The 18730-nt window shown below is 57.8% G+C and carries 18 protein-coding genes, 1 pseudogene and 1 CRISPR repeat array; of the genes and pseudogenes, 10 read left to right on the forward strand and 9 right to left on the reverse strand.

What is annotated here, in order from left to right; all coding sequences use genetic code 11:
- Nucleotides 1-491, reverse strand: a pseudogene (locus SYN60AY4M2_RS05230) (enoyl-CoA hydratase-related protein); the annotation flags it as partial.
- A 288-nt stretch (nucleotides 492-779) separates the two neighbouring features.
- Here SYN60AY4M2_RS05230 and SYN60AY4M2_RS05235 point away from each other — a divergent pair.
- Complete coding sequence (locus tag SYN60AY4M2_RS05235) at nucleotides 780-1274, forward strand: FeoA family protein (RefSeq protein ID WP_099812437.1); 495 nt, start codon at nucleotides 780-782, stop codon at nucleotides 1272-1274.
- Nucleotides 1271-3562 carry a Fe(2+) transporter permease subunit FeoB gene (feoB, locus tag SYN60AY4M2_RS05240; RefSeq protein WP_099812438.1) on the forward strand — a complete coding sequence of 764 codons (2292 nt, stop codon included), beginning with the start codon at nucleotides 1271-1273 and terminating at the stop codon, nucleotides 3560-3562. The genes SYN60AY4M2_RS05235 and feoB overlap by 4 nt, the downstream gene beginning before the upstream one ends.
- Before the next feature lie 339 nt (nucleotides 3563-3901).
- Here the strand turns inward: feoB and SYN60AY4M2_RS05250 are convergent, their stop codons facing one another.
- The 3 genes from SYN60AY4M2_RS05250 to cobA all read right to left on the reverse strand — a co-directional run bounded on the left by SYN60AY4M2_RS05250 (nucleotide 3902) and on the right by cobA (nucleotide 7200).
- A complete protein-coding gene (locus tag SYN60AY4M2_RS05250; protein ID WP_240527735.1) occupies nucleotides 3902-4513 on the reverse strand; it encodes a DUF1614 domain-containing protein in 612 nt (203 codons plus the stop codon).
- A gap of 51 nt (nucleotides 4514-4564) precedes the next feature.
- Nucleotides 4565-4748: a CRISPR direct-repeat array (repeat unit 31 nt; unit sequence GTCGCTTCCCTTCGGGGAAGTGGAATTAATG).
- Nucleotides 4749-4755: 7 nt separating this feature from the next.
- Complete coding sequence (gene menB / locus SYN60AY4M2_RS05255; protein WP_011432215.1) at nucleotides 4756-5580, reverse strand: 1,4-dihydroxy-2-naphthoyl-CoA synthase; 825 nt, start codon at nucleotides 5578-5580, stop codon at nucleotides 4756-4758.
- Between the two features lie 117 nt (nucleotides 5581-5697).
- Entirely contained in the window at nucleotides 5698-7200 is a 1503-nt protein-coding gene (gene cobA, locus SYN60AY4M2_RS05260; protein ID WP_099812435.1) for a uroporphyrinogen-III C-methyltransferase, read from the reverse strand.
- Nucleotides 7201-7375: 175 nt separating this feature from the next.
- On the opposite strand from cobA, the gene SYN60AY4M2_RS05265 reads away from it, so the two are divergent.
- A complete protein-coding gene (locus SYN60AY4M2_RS05265; protein ID WP_099812436.1) occupies nucleotides 7376-8386 on the forward strand; it encodes an ABC transporter substrate-binding protein in 1011 nt (336 codons plus the stop codon).
- Here SYN60AY4M2_RS05265 and SYN60AY4M2_RS05270 read toward each other — a convergent pair.
- Complete coding sequence (locus tag SYN60AY4M2_RS05270; protein ID WP_099812440.1) at nucleotides 8383-8910, reverse strand: phycobilisome rod-core linker polypeptide; 528 nt, start codon at nucleotides 8908-8910, stop codon at nucleotides 8383-8385. The genes SYN60AY4M2_RS05265 and SYN60AY4M2_RS05270 overlap by 4 nt on opposite strands.
- 610 nt (nucleotides 8911-9520) lie before the next feature.
- On the opposite strand from SYN60AY4M2_RS05270, the gene SYN60AY4M2_RS05275 reads away from it, so the two are divergent.
- From SYN60AY4M2_RS05275 to SYN60AY4M2_RS05300, 6 genes are all read left to right on the forward strand, one after another.
- A complete protein-coding gene (locus tag SYN60AY4M2_RS05275) occupies nucleotides 9521-10006 on the forward strand; it encodes a 2Fe-2S iron-sulfur cluster-binding protein (RefSeq protein WP_099812441.1) in 486 nt (161 codons plus the stop codon).
- 172 nt (nucleotides 10007-10178) lie between these two features.
- Nucleotides 10179-10862, forward strand: a complete 684-nt coding sequence (locus SYN60AY4M2_RS05280; protein ID WP_011429429.1) for a V4R domain-containing protein — start codon at nucleotides 10179-10181, stop codon at nucleotides 10860-10862.
- Nucleotides 10863-11270: 408 nt separating this feature from the next.
- The gene (locus SYN60AY4M2_RS14050) at nucleotides 11271-11795 is read left to right on the forward strand and encodes a hypothetical protein (RefSeq protein ID WP_168173316.1); all 525 of its coding nucleotides are present in this window, start codon (nucleotides 11271-11273) and stop codon (nucleotides 11793-11795) included.
- Nucleotides 11796-11826: 31 nt separating this feature from the next.
- Nucleotides 11827-12297, forward strand: coding sequence for a phycobilisome protein (locus tag SYN60AY4M2_RS05290; RefSeq protein WP_240527736.1), 471 nt, complete (start codon nucleotides 11827-11829; stop codon nucleotides 12295-12297).
- A 16-nt stretch (nucleotides 12298-12313) separates the two neighbouring features.
- Nucleotides 12314-13003 (forward strand): V4R domain-containing protein, encoded by a 690-nt coding sequence (locus SYN60AY4M2_RS05295; protein ID WP_099812444.1) that lies wholly within the window; start codon nucleotides 12314-12316, stop codon nucleotides 13001-13003.
- A gap of 310 nt (nucleotides 13004-13313) precedes the next feature.
- Nucleotides 13314-13493: a hypothetical protein gene (locus SYN60AY4M2_RS05300; RefSeq protein ID WP_011429425.1), complete on the forward strand. Its 180-nt coding sequence runs from the start codon at nucleotides 13314-13316 to the stop codon at nucleotides 13491-13493.
- A 194-nt stretch (nucleotides 13494-13687) separates the two neighbouring features.
- Here SYN60AY4M2_RS05300 and SYN60AY4M2_RS05305 read toward each other — a convergent pair whose 3' ends face one another.
- Nucleotides 13688-15268 (reverse strand): NAD(P)H-quinone oxidoreductase subunit 4, encoded by a 1581-nt coding sequence (locus SYN60AY4M2_RS05305; protein WP_099812445.1) that lies wholly within the window; start codon nucleotides 15266-15268, stop codon nucleotides 13688-13690.
- Nucleotides 15269-15488: 220 nt separating this feature from the next.
- Nucleotides 15489-16490, reverse strand: coding sequence for a pyruvate dehydrogenase (acetyl-transferring) E1 component subunit alpha (pdhA, locus tag SYN60AY4M2_RS05310; RefSeq protein ID WP_099812446.1), 1002 nt, complete (start codon nucleotides 16488-16490; stop codon nucleotides 15489-15491).
- A 319-nt stretch (nucleotides 16491-16809) separates the two neighbouring features.
- On the opposite strand from pdhA, the gene SYN60AY4M2_RS05315 reads away from it, so the two are divergent.
- Complete coding sequence (locus SYN60AY4M2_RS05315; protein WP_011429420.1) at nucleotides 16810-17631, forward strand: phosphatidate cytidylyltransferase; 822 nt, start codon at nucleotides 16810-16812, stop codon at nucleotides 17629-17631.
- 139 nt (nucleotides 17632-17770) lie between these two features.
- Here SYN60AY4M2_RS05315 and SYN60AY4M2_RS05320 read toward each other — a convergent pair whose 3' ends face one another.
- Both SYN60AY4M2_RS05320 and SYN60AY4M2_RS05325 read right to left on the reverse strand, forming a co-directional pair.
- Nucleotides 17771-18232 (reverse strand): copper chaperone Copz family protein, encoded by a 462-nt coding sequence (locus SYN60AY4M2_RS05320; RefSeq protein ID WP_049749709.1) that lies wholly within the window; start codon nucleotides 18230-18232, stop codon nucleotides 17771-17773.
- On the reverse strand, nucleotides 18229-18651 hold the full coding sequence (locus tag SYN60AY4M2_RS05325) for a heavy metal-responsive transcriptional regulator (RefSeq protein ID WP_011429417.1): 423 nt from the start codon (nucleotides 18649-18651) through the stop codon (nucleotides 18229-18231). The genes SYN60AY4M2_RS05320 and SYN60AY4M2_RS05325 overlap by 4 nt, the downstream gene beginning before the upstream one ends.
- Nucleotides 18652-18730 lie beyond the last annotated feature (79 nt).

An 18730-nucleotide genomic window follows, 5' to 3' on the forward strand; every position in this document is an offset into this window, starting at 1 on the left:
CGCTTTTCCAAAAAGGCGCGTTTGCCCTCAGCAGCTTCTTCGGTCATGTAGAACAGCAACGTCGCATCTCCGGCCAGCTCCTGCAGCCCCACCTGGCCGTCGCAATCGGCGTTGAAGGCGGCCTTGAGGCAGCGGATGGCCAGGGGGCTGTGCTGGAGGATCTCCCGCGCCCAGCGGATCCCTTCTGCCTCTAGTTCCTCCACGGGCACCACCGCATTGACCAGGCCCATCTCCAGCGCCTGGGCGGCTGTGTACTGGCGGCAGAGAAACCAGATTTCGCGCGCTTTCTTCTGCCCCACCACCCGCGCCAGGTAGCTGGCCCCAAAGCCGCCGTCGAAGCTGCCCACGCGAGGCCCGGTCTGGCCAAAGATGGCGTTGTCGGCGGCAATGGTGAGATCGCAGAGGAGATGCAAAACATGGCCTCCCCCAATGGCGTAGCCGGCCACTAGGGCAATCACCACCTTGGGCAAGGAGCGGATGAGGCGCTGCAGACCAGTTATAATCCATCCCATCCGTAATATTTGATAACAATTTGGCGTCCTGAGCATTAAAACTTGCTTAAGGCAGGGGCGCCGTCGGGTTGCCTTTGCTGAGAATAATATTTATTATGTTCAGGTCTAAAGTTATTACAAACGCCACTAATAATCAAGGAGGTTCTGGTGCCACATTCAGGGAGTCAGCCGGGAAATAACGGTCAAAAACTGGGTTTTACCTATGTCAACGAGGCGGCAGTGAGCCGGGCTAAGCCGGGAATTGCTAGTGAAGGTAATTTGCAAATAATGCCCCTATCTCAAATGCGGGCAGGGGAACGGGTGCGGGTGGTGCGGGTGGATTGTGATGATGCCAATCCCCGGTTGGTGGGCATGGGCATTACCCAGGGGGCGGTGCTGACGGTGCTGAGCCATCTGGATTCCGGGTCGGTGCTGGTGGAATGTCAAGGTCAGCGGTGGGGGTTGGGGGCGGGTATGGCGGAACGGATTGGTGTCGAGCGATGGGAGGCGGCAATGCCCAGGATGACCTTGGGGGAGGCGACTATTGGCAGTCGGGTGCGGGTGGTGGGCTATGCGCCGGGAGCGGGGGATTACAAGCGGAAATTGCTGGGGATGGGCTTAACGCCGGGGACGATCCTGCAGGTGAAACGCCATGCGCCCTTGGGAGACCCGACGGAAATTGAGGTGCGGGGGTTTGCCCTGAGTCTGCGCAAAGGGGAAGCAGCGGCATTACAGGTAGTGCCGGTGGAGGGAGAAGCAAATTTAGGGAGCGATGGGCAATGAGCAAGCGGACGATTGCCTTACTGGGAAATCCCAACTGTGGGAAAACGACCCTATTCAATGCCTTGACGGGGGCGCGCCAACGGGTGGGGAATTGGCCCGGGGTGACGGTGGAACGCAAGGAGGGCACCTACCGGGATCAGGGGCAAACGGTGACGGTGGTGGATTTGCCGGGGATTTATTCCCTGGATGTGGCAGCGGGGGGCACGGGGCTGGATGAACAGGTGGCACGGGATTACCTGCTCAGCGGTGAAGCCAACCTGGTGGTGAATATCCTGGATGCCAGCAATCTGGAGCGGAATCTTTACCTGACGACCCAGCTTTTGGAAATGGGGGTGCCGCTGGTAATTGCCCTGAACATGATGGATCAAGCGGAAGGGCGGGGGATACGGATTGACGTGGCTGGTTTGCAACAGCGGTTGGGCTGTCCGGTCGTGCCTTTGTGTGCCCATCGGGGGCGGGGGGTGGCAGAACTTAAGGCAGTCATCCGGCAGGCATTGACCCAGCCGCAGGGGGCGGGGGTGCGCCCTGTTTATCCCCCGGTGATCGAGCAAGCCTTTACCGAACTTTCCCATACAGCAGGTCTGGGTTCCCCTTGGGCGGTGCTGTACGGGTTGCAAGCGGTGGATGGGGCGAACGTTGCACCGGTGTTAGAAACCCATCGGCAGGAGATTTTTCAAACCTTGGGGGAAGACATTGACCTCTTGGTTGCCGATGTCCGTTACACCTGGATTCGGGAGGTGATGGGGGCGACGGTCACTTTCGCTGGGCAGGTTAGCCAAACGCTTTCGGATCGGATTGACCGCTGGGTGCTGCACCGGTGGCTGGGGATTCCCATCTTCCTCGGGGTGATGTACCTCATGTTCTTCGTGGCGATGAATGTGGGGGGAGCCTTTGTGGATTTTTTTGATATAGGGGTGGGCACGATTGCGGTGAAGGGCACGGCGCATCTGTTGACCCAACTCCATGCACCCGGCTGGTTGATTGGGCTGTTGGCGGACGGGGTGGGGGGTGGCATTCAAACGACGGCGACCTTCATTCCCCAAATTGGCTTATTGTTTGTCTTTTTATCAGTGTTGGAGGATTCCGGGTATTTGGCGCGGGCGGCGTTTGTGATGGACCGGCTGATGCGGTGGATTGGCTTGCCGGGGAAGTCCTTTGTGCCGATGCTGCTGGGGTTTGGGTGCAATATCCCCGCCATTATGGCGACCCGTACCCTGGAAAATCGGCGGGATCGGTTGATGACGATTCTGATGAACCCGTTTATGTCCTGCGGGGCGCGGCTGTCCGTGTATGCCCTGTTTGGGGCGGCGTTTTTTCCGAAAAATGCCCAAAATGTGGTGTTTCTGCTTTACCTGATTGGTATTGGGGCGGCGGTGTTTACGGGTTTGGTGATGAAAAGCACCCTGCTACAGGGGATAGCGGCTCCCTTCATTATGGAATTGCCGCCCTACCATTTGCCCACGCTCAAGGGGGTAGCCATCCACGCCTGGGGACGGTTGCAAGCGTTTATTACCAAAGCGGGGCGGATGATTATCGTGATGGTGGTGATTTTGGGCTTTTTAAATTCGGTGGGAACGGATGGTTCCTTTGGGAAACAGGACAGTACCGATTCCCTGCTCAGTGCGGTTGGGCGGCAGATTACGCCGGTATTTGCACCGATGGGCGTGCAACCGGAGAATTGGCCGGCAACGGTGGGGATATTTACCGGGACGTTTGCCAAGGAGGTGATGGTGGGAACCATGAATTCCCTCTATGGGCAGTTGGCGCAGGCGGAAGCGGCAGATAGTGGGGAACCACCGGCGGCATTTGACCTGTGGGGTGGTCTCCAGGAAGCAGTTGCCAGCATTCCCCAAAATTTTGCCGCCCTAGGGGAGCAGTTGCTGGACCCGCTGGGGATGGGGGTAGTCCGCAGGAGTGGGGATGAGGAGGCAGTGGCGGAGGAGTTGGGGGTGCAGACGACTACCTTTGGGCAGATGGCTTCCCGCTTTGGCAGTACTACGGCGGCGATTGCGTTTCTGCTGTTTGTCCTGCTGTATTTCCCCTGTGTGTCGGCAACGGCGGCGGTTTATCGGGAAACCAATCTGGGCTGGACGGTGTTTATCGCTTGTTGGACAACCGGGCTAGCCTATTGGGTTGCCACCTTTTATTACCAGTTCATGACTTTTAATGAACACCCCGCACGTTCCCTGTTGTGGGTATTGGGACTCATGCTGGTACAGTTGGGGGTTTTGTGGGGATTGCGTGCCGTCAGTAGCCCCCGTTTGCGGCGGGTACCCTCCGGGAGGTAAGGGATGCTCTTGCAAGACCTACAACGTTATCTGCAAACGCACCGGCAAGTTTCGTTGACCAAATTATGTCAACACTGGCAAATGGATGCGGATGCCCTGCGTCCGATCCTGGATGTATTAATTCGCAAAGGGCGGGTGCGCCCCGTACACCAGCGGAAGTGTGGGGGCTGTCACTCCTGCGCCTCAACGGATTTAGAACTGTACGAGTGGGTAGAAAAACCATCTTAATGGGGGATCAATTTTAGGGATAAGTCGTGTTGTTCAGAACGTTTTTCAGAATAAATTACGAGCCAACCGAATGTACCAATTAAGTGAATTGTTGGAATTTCTGAGTAATTTCTAAGTCAGCAAAACGGCGAATAAACCGCACAGCGCAATACCATCAAAAACCCCAGCCCCACCAATACTAAGAATGCCTGGAGTCATCCGCTCAATTTGGGGCAGGTGTAACAGGTCAGCCCCAATTAGTGTTGCCAATACACCGCCAGCAAAGGCAATCGGTGCTGCCACAACATCAGACCCCGCCGTTAATAGCACAGAAGTCATCGCCGCCGTTAGGGGAGCAATCAAGGCATTCATTTGAATCCCAATCCCCGGCACCACCTGGACAGAATAATAACTAACTATTGTCACCACAGCCGTGACAAGCACAATCAAAATTGGCGAAACACAGGTAAACTGATAAATGGCCAATAGGGTTGGAATCAGACCACCCCCGACATTCAACGCCACAATCGTTTTCTGTTCAATTCGCCTTAAGGGAATACCCCAAAAGAAGCGCATCGTCCACAATCGATCCAAATCAGGTACCATAGCTACTTTGGAAACTCTCTCATAAAGGGGGATATTAATCGTACTCTCAATAATTACTAGGGTCAGCAGCACAAGAGATAGGTTAGGAGAAAATTCGAGCTTTGCAACAGCAACTTGAACCGCATCTAGGGTAACCACCAACCAGAGAAACGGGAAGGCTAAGAGCAGGAGTAAAAAGAGTAGATAGGCAGTCGCTTCCCTTCGGGGAAGTGGAATTAATGGAAACTCTGGTCGTACAGCCGCTGAATCGCACAGCACAGGCGGGTCGCTTCCCTTCGGGGAAGTGGAATTAATGGAAACCCTCCTGTTTCCCCCAGAACAACAAAATTGGGGGCAAGTCGCTTCCCTTCGGGGAAGTGGAATTAATGAAAACAAACAAACTATGGCAGCCAGGGAAACTGGCGAAAGTTAGGTGGGCGCTTTTCCAAAAAGGCGCGTTTGCCCTCAGCAGCTTCTTCGGTCATGTAGAACAGCAACGTCGCATCTCCGGCCAGCTCCTGCAGCCCCACCTGCCCATCGCAGTCGGCATTGAAGGCGGCTTTGAGGCAGCGGATGGCCAAGGGGCTGTGCTGGAGAATCTCTTGCGCCCAGCGGATCCCTTCAGCTTCCAGCTCTTCCACCGGCACCACGGCATTGACCAGACCCATCTCCAGGGCTTGGGCTGCGGTGTATTGGCGGCAGAGGAACCAAATCTCGCGGGCTTTTTTTTGCCCCACCACTCGCGCCAGGTAGGCGGCCCCAAAGCCCCCATCGAAGCTGCCCACCCTAGGGCCGGTTTGCCCAAAGATGGCATTATCGGCGGCAATGGTCAGGTCGCAGATGAGATGCAAAACATGGCCACCCCCAATGGCGTAGCCTGCCACTAGGGCAATCACCACCTTGGGCAAAGAGCGGATGATGCGCTGCAGATCCAGCACATTGAGACGAGGGATCCCGGCCTCATCCAGGTAACCGGCCTCGCCCCGTACGCTTTGATCCCCGCCGGCGCAGAAGGCATACTTCCCATCGGTATGGGGCCCGGCGCCTGTTAAGAGCACTACTCCAATCCTGGGATCCTCTCGCACATCGGCAAACGCATCAATCAGCTCGGCAATGGTCTTGGGGCGGAAGGCGTTGCGCTTGTGGGGACGGTTGATGGTGATCTTGGCAATGCCATCCGTTTTTTCGTAAAGAATGTCTTCGTAGAGCTTGGCCGTCTGCCACATGGTGTCTGGGTGTATCTATTGGGATGCCGGGCCAGGAGAGTTCCGTTTGGCTGATGGGGGCTCACTATGAGGAGCACCTGGGTACTCTGCACCGCTACCGCGAACGGCCTGAAAAGGCTAGGTAGAACGGTTGGTCGCTTGGATGAGGGCTTCCACCAATCCTTCCAAAGTATACTCCTGGGCTGCGATGTCCACTCGACCAAATGCAGCCTTGCAGGTTGCGGCCGTCTTGGGGCCAATGGCGGCAATCTGCACGGGTGGATCCCAGATCTCAGGGCCTAGCCCTGCCTGCTGGATCAAGTGGGCAAAATGCTGTACTGTCTTGGAGCTGGCAAAGGTGAGGATGTCCACCTGGTGGGCTTTAAGAGCTTCCAGGACCTGGGGATCCGCTGCTGCTGGACAGGCGGACTGATAGGCGGCCACCTCCACCACCTCTGCTCCTCGCTGCCGCAACCCCTGTACCAGCTCCTCCCGCCCTCCTGACTCAACGCGGGGAAAGAGGATGCGCTGCCCCTGCACTGGCTGCGGCCAAATGGGTAGCAGGGCTTCGGCCACAAACTCGGAGGGCATCAGATCCGGGCGAATGCCGTACTGGGCCAGCACGGAAGCGGTTTTGGATCCCACCACCGCCACTTGCAGGGAGTGGAGTGCTCGGCTATCTCGCCCCTGCCGCTGCAGCCGCTCAAAGAAAGCCTGCACTCCATTGGCAGAGGTCAGCAGCAGCCAGTCGAATTGTTCCAGGTTGGCAATGGCTGTATCCAAGGGATCCCAGCTCGTGGGCGGCTGGATCACCAGGGTCGGCATCTCCAGCACCCGCGCCCCCTGGGCCTGCAGCAACTCACAAAAAGCTGGTGATTGCCCCTCAGAACGGGTAACCAGCACCGTCTTGCCTGCCAGGGGAGCCGGCGGAGGCAAAGGAGGGATCCCCGGCAAAAAGTCCTGCCGCAGCCGGATCACCTCCCCGACCACCAGCAGACCCGGCAACTTCGCCTGACCCGCCTCCTGCTGCAGCTCCGCCAAGGTGCCCACCCACACCTGTTGCTCTGCCTGCCCCGCTCCCCAGATCACAGCCACCGGTCGGTCTGCCGGGATCCCAGACTCCACCAGCCGTGCGCCAATGTGCTGTCGCTGCCGGGATCCCATCAAAATCACCAAAGTATCCAACTGGGCCAGGGCGCTCCAGGGCAAGGCCTCCAGCTCGTGGGCAGTCAGCACGGCAAAAACGCGGCTTAAGTGCTTATCGGTCAGGGGGATCCCTGCCCAAAAGGGGCCAGCCAGCGCCGAAGACAGCCCCGGCCAAATCTCAAACGGACAGCCCGCCTCCCTAAGGGCTTGGATCTCCTCGCGAGCGCGGCCAAAGATCAAGGGATCCCCTGACTTGAGGTGAACCACCTGTTTGCCTTCTCGGCAGCGCTGGATGAGCCAGTGGATGCCCTCCTGGAGGCTTCCTGGCCCAGAGCGTCGCCACACCTGCGCCTGCGGCGGCAACTCTGCCAACAAGCGCTCATCCACCAGCTCGTCGATCCAGATAGCCTCAGCCTGCCGTAGGATCTCCAGTGCTCCCTGCGTCAGGCCCGCCCGCCCGCCCAGCCCTGCCCCCACTAGATACACCTTGCCCATGCCCTACCCCTTGGAATGTCGATCTTGCCCCTTGTAAGAAGGGGATCCCGCTTGCTTTGCAAATATAAATCGAAGACGCCTCCCAACAGCTCCTCTTCCAAGGGGTGGCCAGCCTGAGGAAAAACTGGTCTACTTGCGAGATACTGAAAGCGTGGCCGCCTGAGGATCCCTGCCTATGTCCGGTGTAACTCCAGAGCCTTGGCCGCGGCGGCGTTTTTTGGCCAGTGGAGCTGCTCTGCTAGCAGTAGGAGCGGGCTCCCGCCCCTCTTCGGCCAGATCCCGGCCCTTGCGACTGGTCACCAACTGGTACGCCCAGGCCGAACACGGCGGCTTTTACCAAGCCCTGGCCACCGGCATCTACGCCGACTACGGTCTGCAGGTGGAAATCCGCATGGGGGGAACGGCGGTTAACGTGCTGCAACTGCTAGCCGGGGGAGCGGCAGATTTTGTGCTCGGCGGCAGCCCCGACGCTCTGGCGGCTCTGCAAGCTGGGATCCCCGTGCTCACCGTGGCCGCCTTTTTCCAGAAGGATCCCCAGTGTCTTTTGGCCCATCCGGGGGTGGGCATCGAGCGCCTAGAAGACCTGCGGGGCAAGCCCATCTGGGTCTCTCCAGGGGCCAACCTCACCTACTGGCCTTTTTTGCGGGCCAAATTTGGCTTTACCGACGAGCAGAAGCGCCCCTACAACCTCAGCCTCACGCCCTTCTTGCTGGACAAGTCTTCTGCCCAGCAGGGCTATGTGACCTCCGAGCCCTTCCGCGTGCGCCAGGAGGGGGGCTTTGATCCCGTCGTTTTTCTGCTGGCCGACTACGGCTATTCCCCCTACGCCACCACCCTGGAGACCACCCGCCCCTTTGCCGAACGACACCCTGAGGAGGTGCGAAAATTTGTAGCTGCCTCCATCCAGGGCTGGCAGAGCTACCTAGAGGATCCCCGCCCCGGCAATCGCCTCATCCGCCAAGACAACCCCAACATGAGCGAGGCCCTTCTGGCCTATGCCCACCAAGCCCTGCAAGACTACAACCTCCTCACCGGCGGCGACGCCGCCACGCTGGGGATCGGCGCCATGACCCACCAGCGCTGGCAAACCTACTTTCAGGAGATGGTGGCCCTGGGGATCGGCGCAGCGGGTCTGGAGGTTCGCCAAGCCTATACCCTCGACTTCCTCCCCGGCCCCACTGCCTAAGGGATCCCCACTTCCATCGCCGCCAAACTGTGCAAAAGCGGGGATCCCTGCATCCCCAGCTCATGGCGCCGGTGCATTTGGTTTGTCAGCAAGTAGGCCAAAGGTGGGTGGCCGCTCAGCCGTTGGCGGGGGTGGGGCAGATGGTCGTTGCCGAACTGGTGGCGGTATTCCTCCGAGTCGATAAAGGCATTGACCATGGCTTGAAAGCCCTGGCGCACCAGAATGTTGTGATAGGCCGCCACCTCCTCCCTGCTGGCCGGCGCCCGTCCCAAAAAGTGCTTAAAAGCCTGCTCCACACAGCGGGTGTTGCAGCCGGCACTGAAAAAGAGCTGCCGGTAGAGCCGGGATCCCCCAATTTGGCGAACCAAGCGCTTGATCCCAATTCGGCCCCGCAAGAAGTCCTGCTCGATCTTCTCCAGCTCTCCCGCCTTCTCGTGCTGGTAGGGCTGGCGTTCCAAAAGCTGTTGGTAGGCAGCCCGCAACAGGTTTTGCAACGTTTGCGGATCCCGCTGGCGTGGTTCCATGGCAATAGCTCCCAATCGACAGAACTGACAAAAACAGACAAAACGAGGGGCTACTTTAAAGAAATGGCCAAGAGAGTAGCGAATGGCTCAATACGCTTTTACGGCAAACTTCAGCACATCCTTCTGTAACAAAATTGCCAATAAAAGACCGTGAAGGTTCTACTTAAGATTTACCTTGCCGACAGAACGACCGGGGGAGATCTGCGATAAATATTTACGAAAGGGTTGTCATTTTCTCCAATTTACGTGATTTCACTTTGTAACTTTCTAGCCGATAAAAAAAATTCCGTGTTTATTCGTAGTTAAGTATTATGACACTTCCATAAGTATTATGACACTTCCATCCAGAATAACCTGCTCCAGATAGATCCAGAATATAAGTTAAGTAAAGAATGCAGTCTCTCCCAGGGTCACAGGTGCAGGGCTCATCATTTGAAGTGCTCTGGTGAAGTGCTCTGGTTTGATTGACTGGGGACTCAGGTGTTGCTGTAGACCTGCAAGGGGGCTGCAGGGGAAGGGATCAATCAATTTTTGTGATTGGTTTGCGTTGCTTATGCAGTAGATCCTGCCCGCCGGGGTTTTTTGTCTGCCCTTAATGTGGATCCCGTCTATGGTTAAACAAATCCGGCTAGAGCCTTTATCTCGTGTCTCGGAGGTCGATACCTACAGCAATCTTCTGTCGGCCATTTTGTCGGAGGAGCTGCAGGTTTCGCGGGAATGTAACGGTCGCGGCCTCTGCGCCACCTGTCATGTTTACGTCAAAGAGGGAATGGAAAGCCTCACTCCCATCACCCCCCGCGAGGCGAAAACCCTGGAGACAATCACCAGCGCCCGCAGCAATTCCCGGCTGGCCTGTCAGGCGCGGGTGGTGGCCGATGGGGTGGTGGTGGAGCTGCCGCCGGGGATGTACGTGAACTCGCTCAGGGATATCGAAGTGCTCATCGGTCGGCGGGCCGAACAAGATCTGCTCCACCCGCGGACGGGGCGCGTTTTGGTGGAGCAGGGCAAGATCATCACTCGCTCCACCGTCAAGCAACTGGAAAACGAAGATTTTCGCATCATCGGCAGCACCCTTGCCCAGACCAGCGAGGCCTAAGGGATCGCGGCAGCTTAGCTAGGCCGCTGCGGGGGCGCAATCCCCGTGGCTCACAGGCAAAAAAGGCCAGGCTAGAGGCTCAATAGATTGAATTTCAACAAGAAGGCAGCCCATCAAAGCTAGGGACTTTTCCGATTACTTTGCCGTCTAGATTGCTCCTTAGGAGAAAGCCATGGTTAGCACCACCACTCGATCGGATCCCCGTCCCGCAGTCACCATGCCGGTGGGCCGCGACAAGCACGCTCACTACAGCTACCGCGATTTCTTCCGCTTTAACCGAGAGCAAGGCACGATTATCGACTGGAATAACACCCAAAACCTGCTGCTTAGCGAAGACTTCATTGTCGGCCTGCAGGCCGGCCTAGAGCGGGAAGTGGGCGATGCCTCTGCGGCGGTGATGTACACCATCGGCAAGGAGTGGGGCGTCCGCGATGCCCAGCACTTTTCCCAGTGGTACGAGCGGGAGTACGGGGTTGGGGTCAAGCAGTCCAACCTTTTGTTTTTGCTGGAGACCTGGTGGTGGCCCTTTACGGCGCAAGGGTGGGGCAAGTGGGAGGTGGAAACCGAATCCAAACAAAAAGGGTTCTTGTTCATCAACCTGTTTGACTCGATGGTGGCCCGCACCCTGGGCGACGTGGGCAAACCGGTTTGTCACCTCTATGCCGGGCTGTTTGCCGGATTTTTCTCTGCCATGACCTCCCGTGAGCTGGCCTGCATCGAGATCCAGTGCTACGCAATGGGCGAAACCTACTGCAAGTTTTTGCTGGGCAGCCAAGAGCGCATCGATGCCGCCAATTTCTGGATGAGCGAAGGGGCCAGCGCCCGTGAGATCGAGCAGCGTTTGCGCCAACTGTGAGGCCTGCCTGTGGCTTTTGCAGTCCCTCTCTTCGGCATTGTGGGGAGGATGCCTATGCTTACTTCCAACCTCAACCCCAATCTGGACTTAGGGCAACCGCTAGCAGTTTTTTTGCAAGGGTTGAATTGGGATAACCGTCCCTCAGTCCAGACCTTTTTCTCCTCAGAAGTGTTGCCGGAGTTCGGCGCGTCCCTGCTTTTGGCCCAGTCGGTGTTTTTGCCGGCTGCAATTGGTCGGGCATCTGCCTGCGCCCAGAGCTGCCGCCAGAGGATCCCTTTACCCTTGAGGATTTTGCCGCTTTGTTTGGCGGAGCTTTGCTTTAGCCCTGCTTGGCCCCAACTTAGGCCTTGCTTCCTCGAGCCGCTCGATCTTTTGACTCGTATCGCGTTTTTTAAGGAGACCTCACCCATGAACGACCTTCGCCCTTGGCCGGAGCGCATTGCCGATCGAGAAGGGGATTACCTGACACCCGACGATCTGCAAGATCTCATCCGCTACGCCCTCTCGTTTCCAGAGCGGCTGGATCTCTACCAAGTCTTGCAACAACAAGAGCGGGCGTGGATCGAGCAGGTTCTGCAACAGCACGGGTACACCGGCGGGGCAGAATCCTCTCTTACCCCCGCTCAGCGCCTCTTGGCCCGGCAACTGGCCTTCTGCCTGCGCTCCCTGGGCTTGAGCCTGTTGCTGGGGGATCCCACCCCTCTGCAGCAGGGGACCCTTGGCGCGATGGAACAGTATTTGGGGCTGCCGCAGGCGCTGGATCAACTAGGTGCAGTGGTGCAGGGATCCCTGTCAGCAGAGCAATGGGAACTGCTTGCCCCCTACTGGCAACTCCTGCGGGCTACTGGGGATCCCTCTTCTGCCCCTTTGCCTAAAGCCAAGGCAGAAGGGGCCTCGGAACCGGCACCTACCCTGATGGAAATGTTCGCGTAAGACCAGCCAACGGAGGCTCCCGATGATGCTGATGAATTCAAGCGTGGCCGAGCTGATGCAGCAAAGCGAGGGTCGCTATCTGCGCCCAGATGAGTTGAAAACCCTACACGCCTACGTGGAAGGGATCCCCAAACGAGTCCGCCTGTATCAAGTCCTGCAGGCCAAGGAGCAGGAGCTGGTGGATTGGGTGATGGAAAAGTTCCAACAGATGATGCCGAATTTGCCCCGCCAACATGGGCACCTGGCCTGGGAGCGCTGCCGCCGCGACCTGATCATGGTGTGGCGCTACTGCTGCCTGGCTATGCTGCTCAATGACGAGGATTACCTGCGGGATAAGTTGCTCTACTGGCTGGAGACGATCCTGAAATCTTTCAAGATGCGCGACCAGTGCCAGCCCGCCTACAAGTTGATGCTCGACTCCCTCAGCGCTGTTTTCGGCCCCGAAGAGAGCGAGTCCATCCGCCCCTACGTGCTCTTGGCCAAGTCGATGCTGGTCAACTAGAGTCCAGAGGACAGCCATGACCACCCTGCAAGAGCTCCTGCAAGACCAGATCCTGCCCGGCCACTGCTTCAGCCCTGCCTACTACATCCGCCCCGACATCCACAGCGGCCTGCTCTACAGCCGGGGAGGATACCGCCTGGCGGCCTTTCCCATGCCCCTCTTGGAAGCCATCTACGCCGGCTTGCGCTACGAAACCGGCCAAGCCACCCGCGTCATCCTCTACAACTGTGGTCGCGAGTGGGGAGAGGCGTTTTTCCGCCGCATTGAAGACGAACTCTCCCGCTACTACCAACAGCCGTTGCAGGAATTGCCGATGGGGATCTTCCTCGATGCCCTCAGCGATCTCTGGGCCACCCACGGCTGGGGCCGCCTGGAGCTGGATTTTTCCGCCGCCGACCGCGGCCTGGTTCAAGCCAAGATCCGCAACTCCGGCTTTGCCCTGGCTGCTCGTGCCAGCCTTAGGCCGGAGGAACTGTCTGCGCGGCGGGAGCCGGCTGGCCATCTGGAGGCGGGCATGCTGGCCGGCCTCTTCTCCTTGCTCTCGGAACGGGATCTAGTCTGTGTGCAGACCACCTGCGAGTCCCTGGGGGCCGACCTCAACCGCTTCCTCATCGGCACCGCCCAGCGCCTGCACAATTGTGAAGAATGGGTGCGCAAAGGCTTCTCCCACGAGGAGATTTGGGATCGGCTGGCCGCCGGTTCCTAGGGAGGGATCCCTGCTGAAGACCCATGTTTCCAGGCTGGCAGAGAAGGAGAGAATTGAATTTTTCTGGGTCTTAAGACTTGTAAAGACAAAGACAAATCTCCCTGCTCAATCTTTCATCTTTTGCAAAGTTTTTTGGGCTCCTCGGCCAGTAGGTCCTCAACTGAGCAGCCGTCGAGATCCCAATTGCTAAGAAAGTTAGCTGTCCTTAGGGATCCCTGCGTAATATATTTTTTCACACGCTCCCCTACAAATTCGCCATCCTAAATATTAGCTATTCCAAGTCTTGAGCAGTTGCGAAGGGGGAGAGGCAATGAATGCTCAGCAACGGAGCCAAATCATCGCTTCGGAGTGGATGATCGACAGCCAAAATCCGGTTCATTCCATTTCCCGGCTGAAGCGGCGGGCAACTTACTCCGACGTTACCCTTTGGTGGCTGGTGGTGCAGCTCAATCTGAGCGAGCACAACTCCATTCATTCTGATCCTCGCTAGGATTGACAGCCCAAGGAGAGTCGGTTAGAAGGGAATTCCAGCCCAAAACATCCTCACTCACGAGTCCAACTCGAAAGTTAAAGCAAGCTAAAAAAACAAAAGAAGAGCTGAAACTTGAGGTAAGCAACTTCTCAAGCAACAGCTCTTCCGTTCAAGGCGAGACCAATAGAGAGAAGCGGGGATCCCGATGCTCCCTAATCTGTCGGGGGCAAAGCCGCCACCTGAGCCGGTTGCACCGGCAGGAGGGGCCGTTGCACAATTTCCGTCGGCAGGGCACTGCGCAACTGAGCAGCTACCGCCACCGTTGTAACGTCGTAGGTTTGGGTAGCCAGCCGCGGGTAGAGGCCAATGCCGAGAATCGGCAACAGCAGACAGAGAGCCACCGCCATTTCTCGCGGGCGCAGATCGCCCAGGTAGTCTTCCAACACCAAGCCGGGATCCTGAGCCCCATAGAACACCTGCCGCAGCATAGAGAGCAAGTAAATGGGCGTCAGAATAATGCCCACTGCCGCCAGCAGAGCAATTCCTGCCTTGAAGGTCGGCGCATAGGCATCGCTGGTGATCAAGCCCAAGAACACCGTCAGCTCGCCCACAAATCCGCTCATTCCGGGTAGCGCCAACGAGGCCAGGGATCCTGCTGTAAACAGGGCAAAGGCCTTCGGCATTTGCTTAGCCAACCCGCCCAACTTGTCGAGGGCAAGGGTGTGGGTGCGCTCGTAGGTGATCCCCGTCAGGAAGAACAAAACCGCAGCGATCAGACCGTGGGAGATCATCTGCAAGAGGGCGCCGTTGAGACCTAGCTCCGTAAAAGCGGCAATGCCGATCAAGACAAAGCCCATATGGGCAATGGAGGAATAGGCCAAGCGCCGCTTGAGGTAGTTTTGCCCCAGGGCGGCCAGGGCTCCGTAGACGATGTTCACTGCCCCCAGCACCGCCAGCACTGGCGCGAAGTACACATGCGCCTCCGACAAGATGCCCACGTTTAGGCGGATCAGGCCGTAGCCCCCCATCTTGAGCAGCACCCCGGCCAGGATCATGGAAATGGGCGCCGAGGCTTCGCTATGAGCATCCGGCAGCCAGGTGTGCAGCGGAAAGACCGGCAGCTTCACCCCAAAGGCAATTAGGAAAGCTGCATACGCCAAGATCTGGAGAGCCAGCGGATAGGACTTGGCCCCCAGCTCTGCCATCTCCAAGCTAAAGCCCTCGCTGCCAAAGGCCATCGCCAGGGATCCCACCAGAATGAAAATAGAGGCGGCAGCGGTGTAGAGGATAAACTTGGTGGCGGCGTACTGGCGCTGTGGCCCACCCCAGATGGCAATCAGGAGATAAACGGGCACCAGCTCGATCTCCCACATCAAGAAAAACAGGAGCAGATCCTGCGCCAAGAACACGCCCACCTGGGCGCCGTACATCAGCAGCAGCAGGAAGAAAAACAAACGCGGCTTGTGGGTGAGATTCCAAGCCGCCACGATCGCCAAAGTCGTAATCAAGCCCGACAGCAGCACCAGCGGGAAGGAGAGGCCATCCACCGCCAGCGACCAGTGGAACCCAATCTGGGGAACCCAGGCGTAGCGCTCCGCCAGTTGCAGCGAAAAATCCCGCAGGTCGTAGCGCTGCCCGAAGACATAGACCATCAGGCCCAAATCCAAAGCCCCCACAGCGAGGGCATACCAACGCGCCCAGCGGCTCTGGGGGAGCAGGGGGATCCCAAAGGCTGCCAGCAGCGGCAAGAGCACCAGGGCCGACAGCCAGGGAAACTCAAGAGAATTGCTCATGACCGGGAATAAATACTCATGCTCGATACCCCAATGATATGAAGCTATGTAAACAAATGGAAAGCGATTTTTACAGATCTGCGCTCTTGCGCAGATCTGGAGAAGGTTTCTCTGAGGCTAAGCCGGGAGGATTGCCAAGGGAGCGGCGATGGCAGCCCGGGTGGAAAGTTGCGCGGAGTTGGGCCCCCGCACTCCCTCGACACTGGGAACCAAGCAGGATCTACTCGTCTTCAGCGAAAACGAAGCGGTGCAACTCGTCCAGGGTAGGCTCAGGGCTTTCCAGCGCGAAAAGGACGGCATCCTCAATCACGGCGCTCACCTTTTCCTGAATGGCCTGGAAGTCCGCTTCAGTCATCAAGTTGTGTTCCAAGGCGTAGCGCTCCAGTCGTTTGATGGGATCCCGCTGCCGCCAGAATTCTTTTTCTTCCGGGCTGCGCAGCTCGTCGGGGTCGGCCAGAGAGTGGCCGCGGAAGCGGTAAGTGAGGCACTCCAGGAGAGTGGGGCCTTCTCCGGCACGGGCGCGGGCGATGGCCTGTTGAGCTGCCTCCCGCACCGCCAGCACGTCCATACCGTCTACTTGGTAGCCGGGCATGCCAAAGGCGGGGCCCTTGAGGTAGATGTCGGTTACCGAAGTGGCACGCCTGTGGGCCATGCCAATAGCCCAGAAGTTGTTCTCCACCACGTAGACGATGGGCAACTTCCAGAGGGCGGCCATGTTGAGGCATTCATAGAACTGGCCGTTGTTGCAGGCCCCATCCCCAAAAAAGCAGACGGTCACCTGGTCGGTGCCGCGGTACTTGGCCGAAAACGCTGCTCCCGTCGCCACCGGGATCCCTTCGGCCACAAAGGCATAGCCCCCCAAAAAGTTGTGCTCTGCCGAAAACAGGTGCATCGAGCCGCCGCGGCCCTTGCTGCAGCCGGTAGCCTTGCCAAAGAGCTCCGCCATCACTGCTCGTGGGGGAATCCCGGTGCTAAGGGCATGCACGTGATCCCGGTAGGTGCTGCAGACGTAGTCGGTGGGCTTGAGCGCCTTGATCACCCCCGTGGACACAGCCTCCTGCCCGTTGTACAGGTGCACAAAGCCGAACATCTTGCCCTTGTAGTACATCTCGGCGCACTTGTCCTCAAACAGGCGGCCCAGCACCATGTCTTCGTAGAGCATGCGGGCTTCTTCGGCAGAGATGCGAGCGCTAGCCACGGGGGACGTCAGTTCCTGAACCATGCTGGAATCGGGTCGAGGGTAACCAATTTTTGCAGCTTTTCAATTATCCCATGCTCCGCGACATCTGAAGCCCCCAACCCAGGGATAGGTAGGGATCCCAGTTCCAGAGAGGGGTTCCTCTGGGATCAAGAAGAGTAAACTGGAAGGCTAGGGCAAGAGGCATTTTCGTTGCAGCAGCCGCAGCAGGACTTCATCGCGCAGACGCAAATCCTAAACACCAAGAGCGCAAGGCTGAGGGCTGCTTCTGCCTTCGGCGTGGACTTTGACCTGGAGCCGCGGGCAGGAGGTCTTTGGCCAACCAACGTGACGGGGTGTGCCTATGGGAGCCCGTTGGGTTAGCGGTTTTGCGGCGGTCCTGTTTGCCCTGACGGTCACCCTGCTGGGGGGCTGGTACTTCACAGCAGCCATGGGGCTGATCATTTTCCTGGCCCAACTGGAGTTCTTCCGCCTGGTGCAGGCCAAGGGCAATGCGCCGGCCATGCGCACCACCATGTTGTCTAGCCAGGTGCTGGTGTTTTTGCAGCAGGCAAAGCCGGAATGGACCAGCCCTGCTTTTATTGTGGCGGGATCCATCATCTGTTTTTATTTGCTCTTTAAGCCCAAGGTGGCCACCATTGCCGACATTGCCACTTCGATTTTGGGGTTGTTTTACTGTGCGCTGTTGCCCAGCTTTTGGATCCGGGTCAGGGCCCTGTCTTTTTCCCAAGAGCTTGGGGAAGGACTGTGGATTACGCTGCTGGCCATCGGCTGTGTCATAGCAGCGGATGTGGCCGCCTATCTCTGTGGGCGGACCTTTGGGCGCACCAAGCTCTCCATCCTCAGCCCCAAGAAGACGGTGGAAGGGGCCGTAGCGGGGATTGCCGCCAGCATGGCCCTGGCTGTGGCGGGAGCCTACTACCTCAAGTGGCCGTGGAGCTGGCTGAGCGGCGGGGTGTTGGGGTTTTTAATTGGGCTGACCAGCCTGCTGGGGGATCTGACCGAATCGCTGATGAAGCGAGATGCCGGCGTCAAGGATTCCGGGGATCTCATCCCCGGCCACGGCGGCATTTTGGATCGGGGAGATAGCTACGTCTTTACCGGGCCCCTGGTGTTTTACTTTATGCAATGCCTGGAGTGGCTTAGCGCCTATTTCAATCGTTGACATACTTTAGCCGCATCTCTCAGGGCTGAGGGTATTGCGATAGCAGCGCGGAGCTGTGGGTCGGCGGCAAAACTCTCAACTGGGTTTGAGATAGCTAGAGTTGCGGGCAGAGGTCCGAGTTATTTTGTTCCTGAGCTTTTCATTGTTGCACTTCAGAGATAAACTGCCTAACATTTTCCAGACAGCAAAACCCCTGCGGGTTGTTGACCTGGCAGCCGCAGCGCTTGGCTTTGATGTGGGCGGCAATTTCCTCCAGAATGGCCTGGGGCGTTTTGGATCCCTTCAGCTCTTGCCGGATGCGCTGGCGCGTCCAGCCAAAACAGTAGCAGACGGGCACGTCCTCGCCACTTTCTTTTTGAAAGACTGGAACCTTGAGGTCGTCAACCCCAAAGCTCTGACCTTGCTCAGAAAAATAAACAACAGGACAAATGGGATCCCGACAAAACGCATAGCTGCTGTCGGCATCCAATTGTGCCAAAGCTGGAGGAGATAGCAGGCTCTTCAGGGTAATCAGTTGAATTGAGATCCCCTGCTCCCCACTTCTTGGGCACAAGGGCTGCCAAGCACTAGCAGAAAATGGTACAAGGGGTTCTCTTGTCATGAGTTATCAAGCTGTTGTTGAAAGATGGCGCAAGAAGAGCTTTTCTCTTGCTCAGAAAATTTTTGTTGACACTTTTCAATGAGTGTTGACAACTCCCCTCTGAGTTCCTGCAGATGGGCAATTGACTTATCGATTTGTCTGAGCTTTTCGGTTAGCTTTACGTACACCTGCCAACAGGGCAAAGCCTGCCCATTCTCCTGAAGCAAGAGCAGTTCCTTGATCTCGGCTAGGGTAAGTCCCAAAGCCTTGGCGCGGGCGATGAAAGCCAGCCGCTCCAGCTCAGGCTCCCCGTAGAGGCGATAGCCCCCCTCCGTCCTGCGCGGCTTGGGAATGAGCCCCAGGCGCTCGTAGAAGTAGAGGGTTTGGGGGGTGATGCCCAGTTTCTCGGCTACCTGACCCACCCGCAGCAGTTCAGACATGCCCGGTTGATTCCCTCTCTCCAGAAGCTCTCTCAGCCTAAACCCTATAGCTAACTACAAGGTCAAGAGGGATCCCTAG

Source organism: Synechococcus sp. 60AY4M2, assembly GCF_002760375.1.
In the GTDB taxonomy this organism is placed as follows: Bacteria; Cyanobacteriota; Cyanobacteriia; order Thermostichales; family Thermostichaceae; genus Thermostichus.

Coding starts and splice junctions, on each gene's coding strand:
- SYN60AY4M2_RS05295 (WP_099812444.1), top strand. CDS start 12,314: ATGACCACCCTGCAAGAGCTCCTGCAAGACCAGATCCTGCCCGGCCAC.
- menB (WP_011432215.1), bottom strand. CDS start 5,580: ATGTGGCAGACGGCCAAGCTCTACGAAGACATTCTTTACGAAAAAACG.
- SYN60AY4M2_RS05275 (WP_099812441.1), top strand. CDS start 9,521: ATGGTTAAACAAATCCGGCTAGAGCCTTTATCTCGTGTCTCGGAGGTC.
- feoB (WP_099812438.1), top strand. CDS start 1,271: ATGAGCAAGCGGACGATTGCCTTACTGGGAAATCCCAACTGTGGGAAA.
- pdhA (WP_099812446.1), bottom strand. CDS start 16,490: ATGGTTCAGGAACTGACGTCCCCCGTGGCTAGCGCTCGCATCTCTGCC.
- SYN60AY4M2_RS05325 (WP_011429417.1), bottom strand. CDS start 18,651: ATGTCTGAACTGCTGCGGGTGGGTCAGGTAGCCGAGAAACTGGGCATC.
- SYN60AY4M2_RS05300 (WP_011429425.1), top strand. CDS start 13,314: ATGAATGCTCAGCAACGGAGCCAAATCATCGCTTCGGAGTGGATGATC.
- SYN60AY4M2_RS05290 (WP_240527736.1), top strand. CDS start 11,827: ATGAATTCAAGCGTGGCCGAGCTGATGCAGCAAAGCGAGGGTCGCTAT.
- SYN60AY4M2_RS05270 (WP_099812440.1), bottom strand. CDS start 8,910: ATGGAACCACGCCAGCGGGATCCGCAAACGTTGCAAAACCTGTTGCGG.
- SYN60AY4M2_RS05235 (WP_099812437.1), top strand. CDS start 780: ATGCCCCTATCTCAAATGCGGGCAGGGGAACGGGTGCGGGTGGTGCGG.
- cobA (WP_099812435.1), bottom strand. CDS start 7,200: ATGGGCAAGGTGTATCTAGTGGGGGCAGGGCTGGGCGGGCGGGCGGGC.
- SYN60AY4M2_RS05305 (WP_099812445.1), bottom strand. CDS start 15,268: ATGAGCAATTCTCTTGAGTTTCCCTGGCTGTCGGCCCTGGTGCTCTTG.
- SYN60AY4M2_RS05320 (WP_049749709.1), bottom strand. CDS start 18,232: ATGACAAGAGAACCCCTTGTACCATTTTCTGCTAGTGCTTGGCAGCCC.
- SYN60AY4M2_RS05315 (WP_011429420.1), top strand. CDS start 16,810: ATGGGAGCCCGTTGGGTTAGCGGTTTTGCGGCGGTCCTGTTTGCCCTG.
- SYN60AY4M2_RS05265 (WP_099812436.1), top strand. CDS start 7,376: ATGTCCGGTGTAACTCCAGAGCCTTGGCCGCGGCGGCGTTTTTTGGCC.
- SYN60AY4M2_RS14050 (WP_168173316.1), top strand. CDS start 11,271: ATGAACGACCTTCGCCCTTGGCCGGAGCGCATTGCCGATCGAGAAGGG.
- SYN60AY4M2_RS05280 (WP_011429429.1), top strand. CDS start 10,179: ATGGTTAGCACCACCACTCGATCGGATCCCCGTCCCGCAGTCACCATG.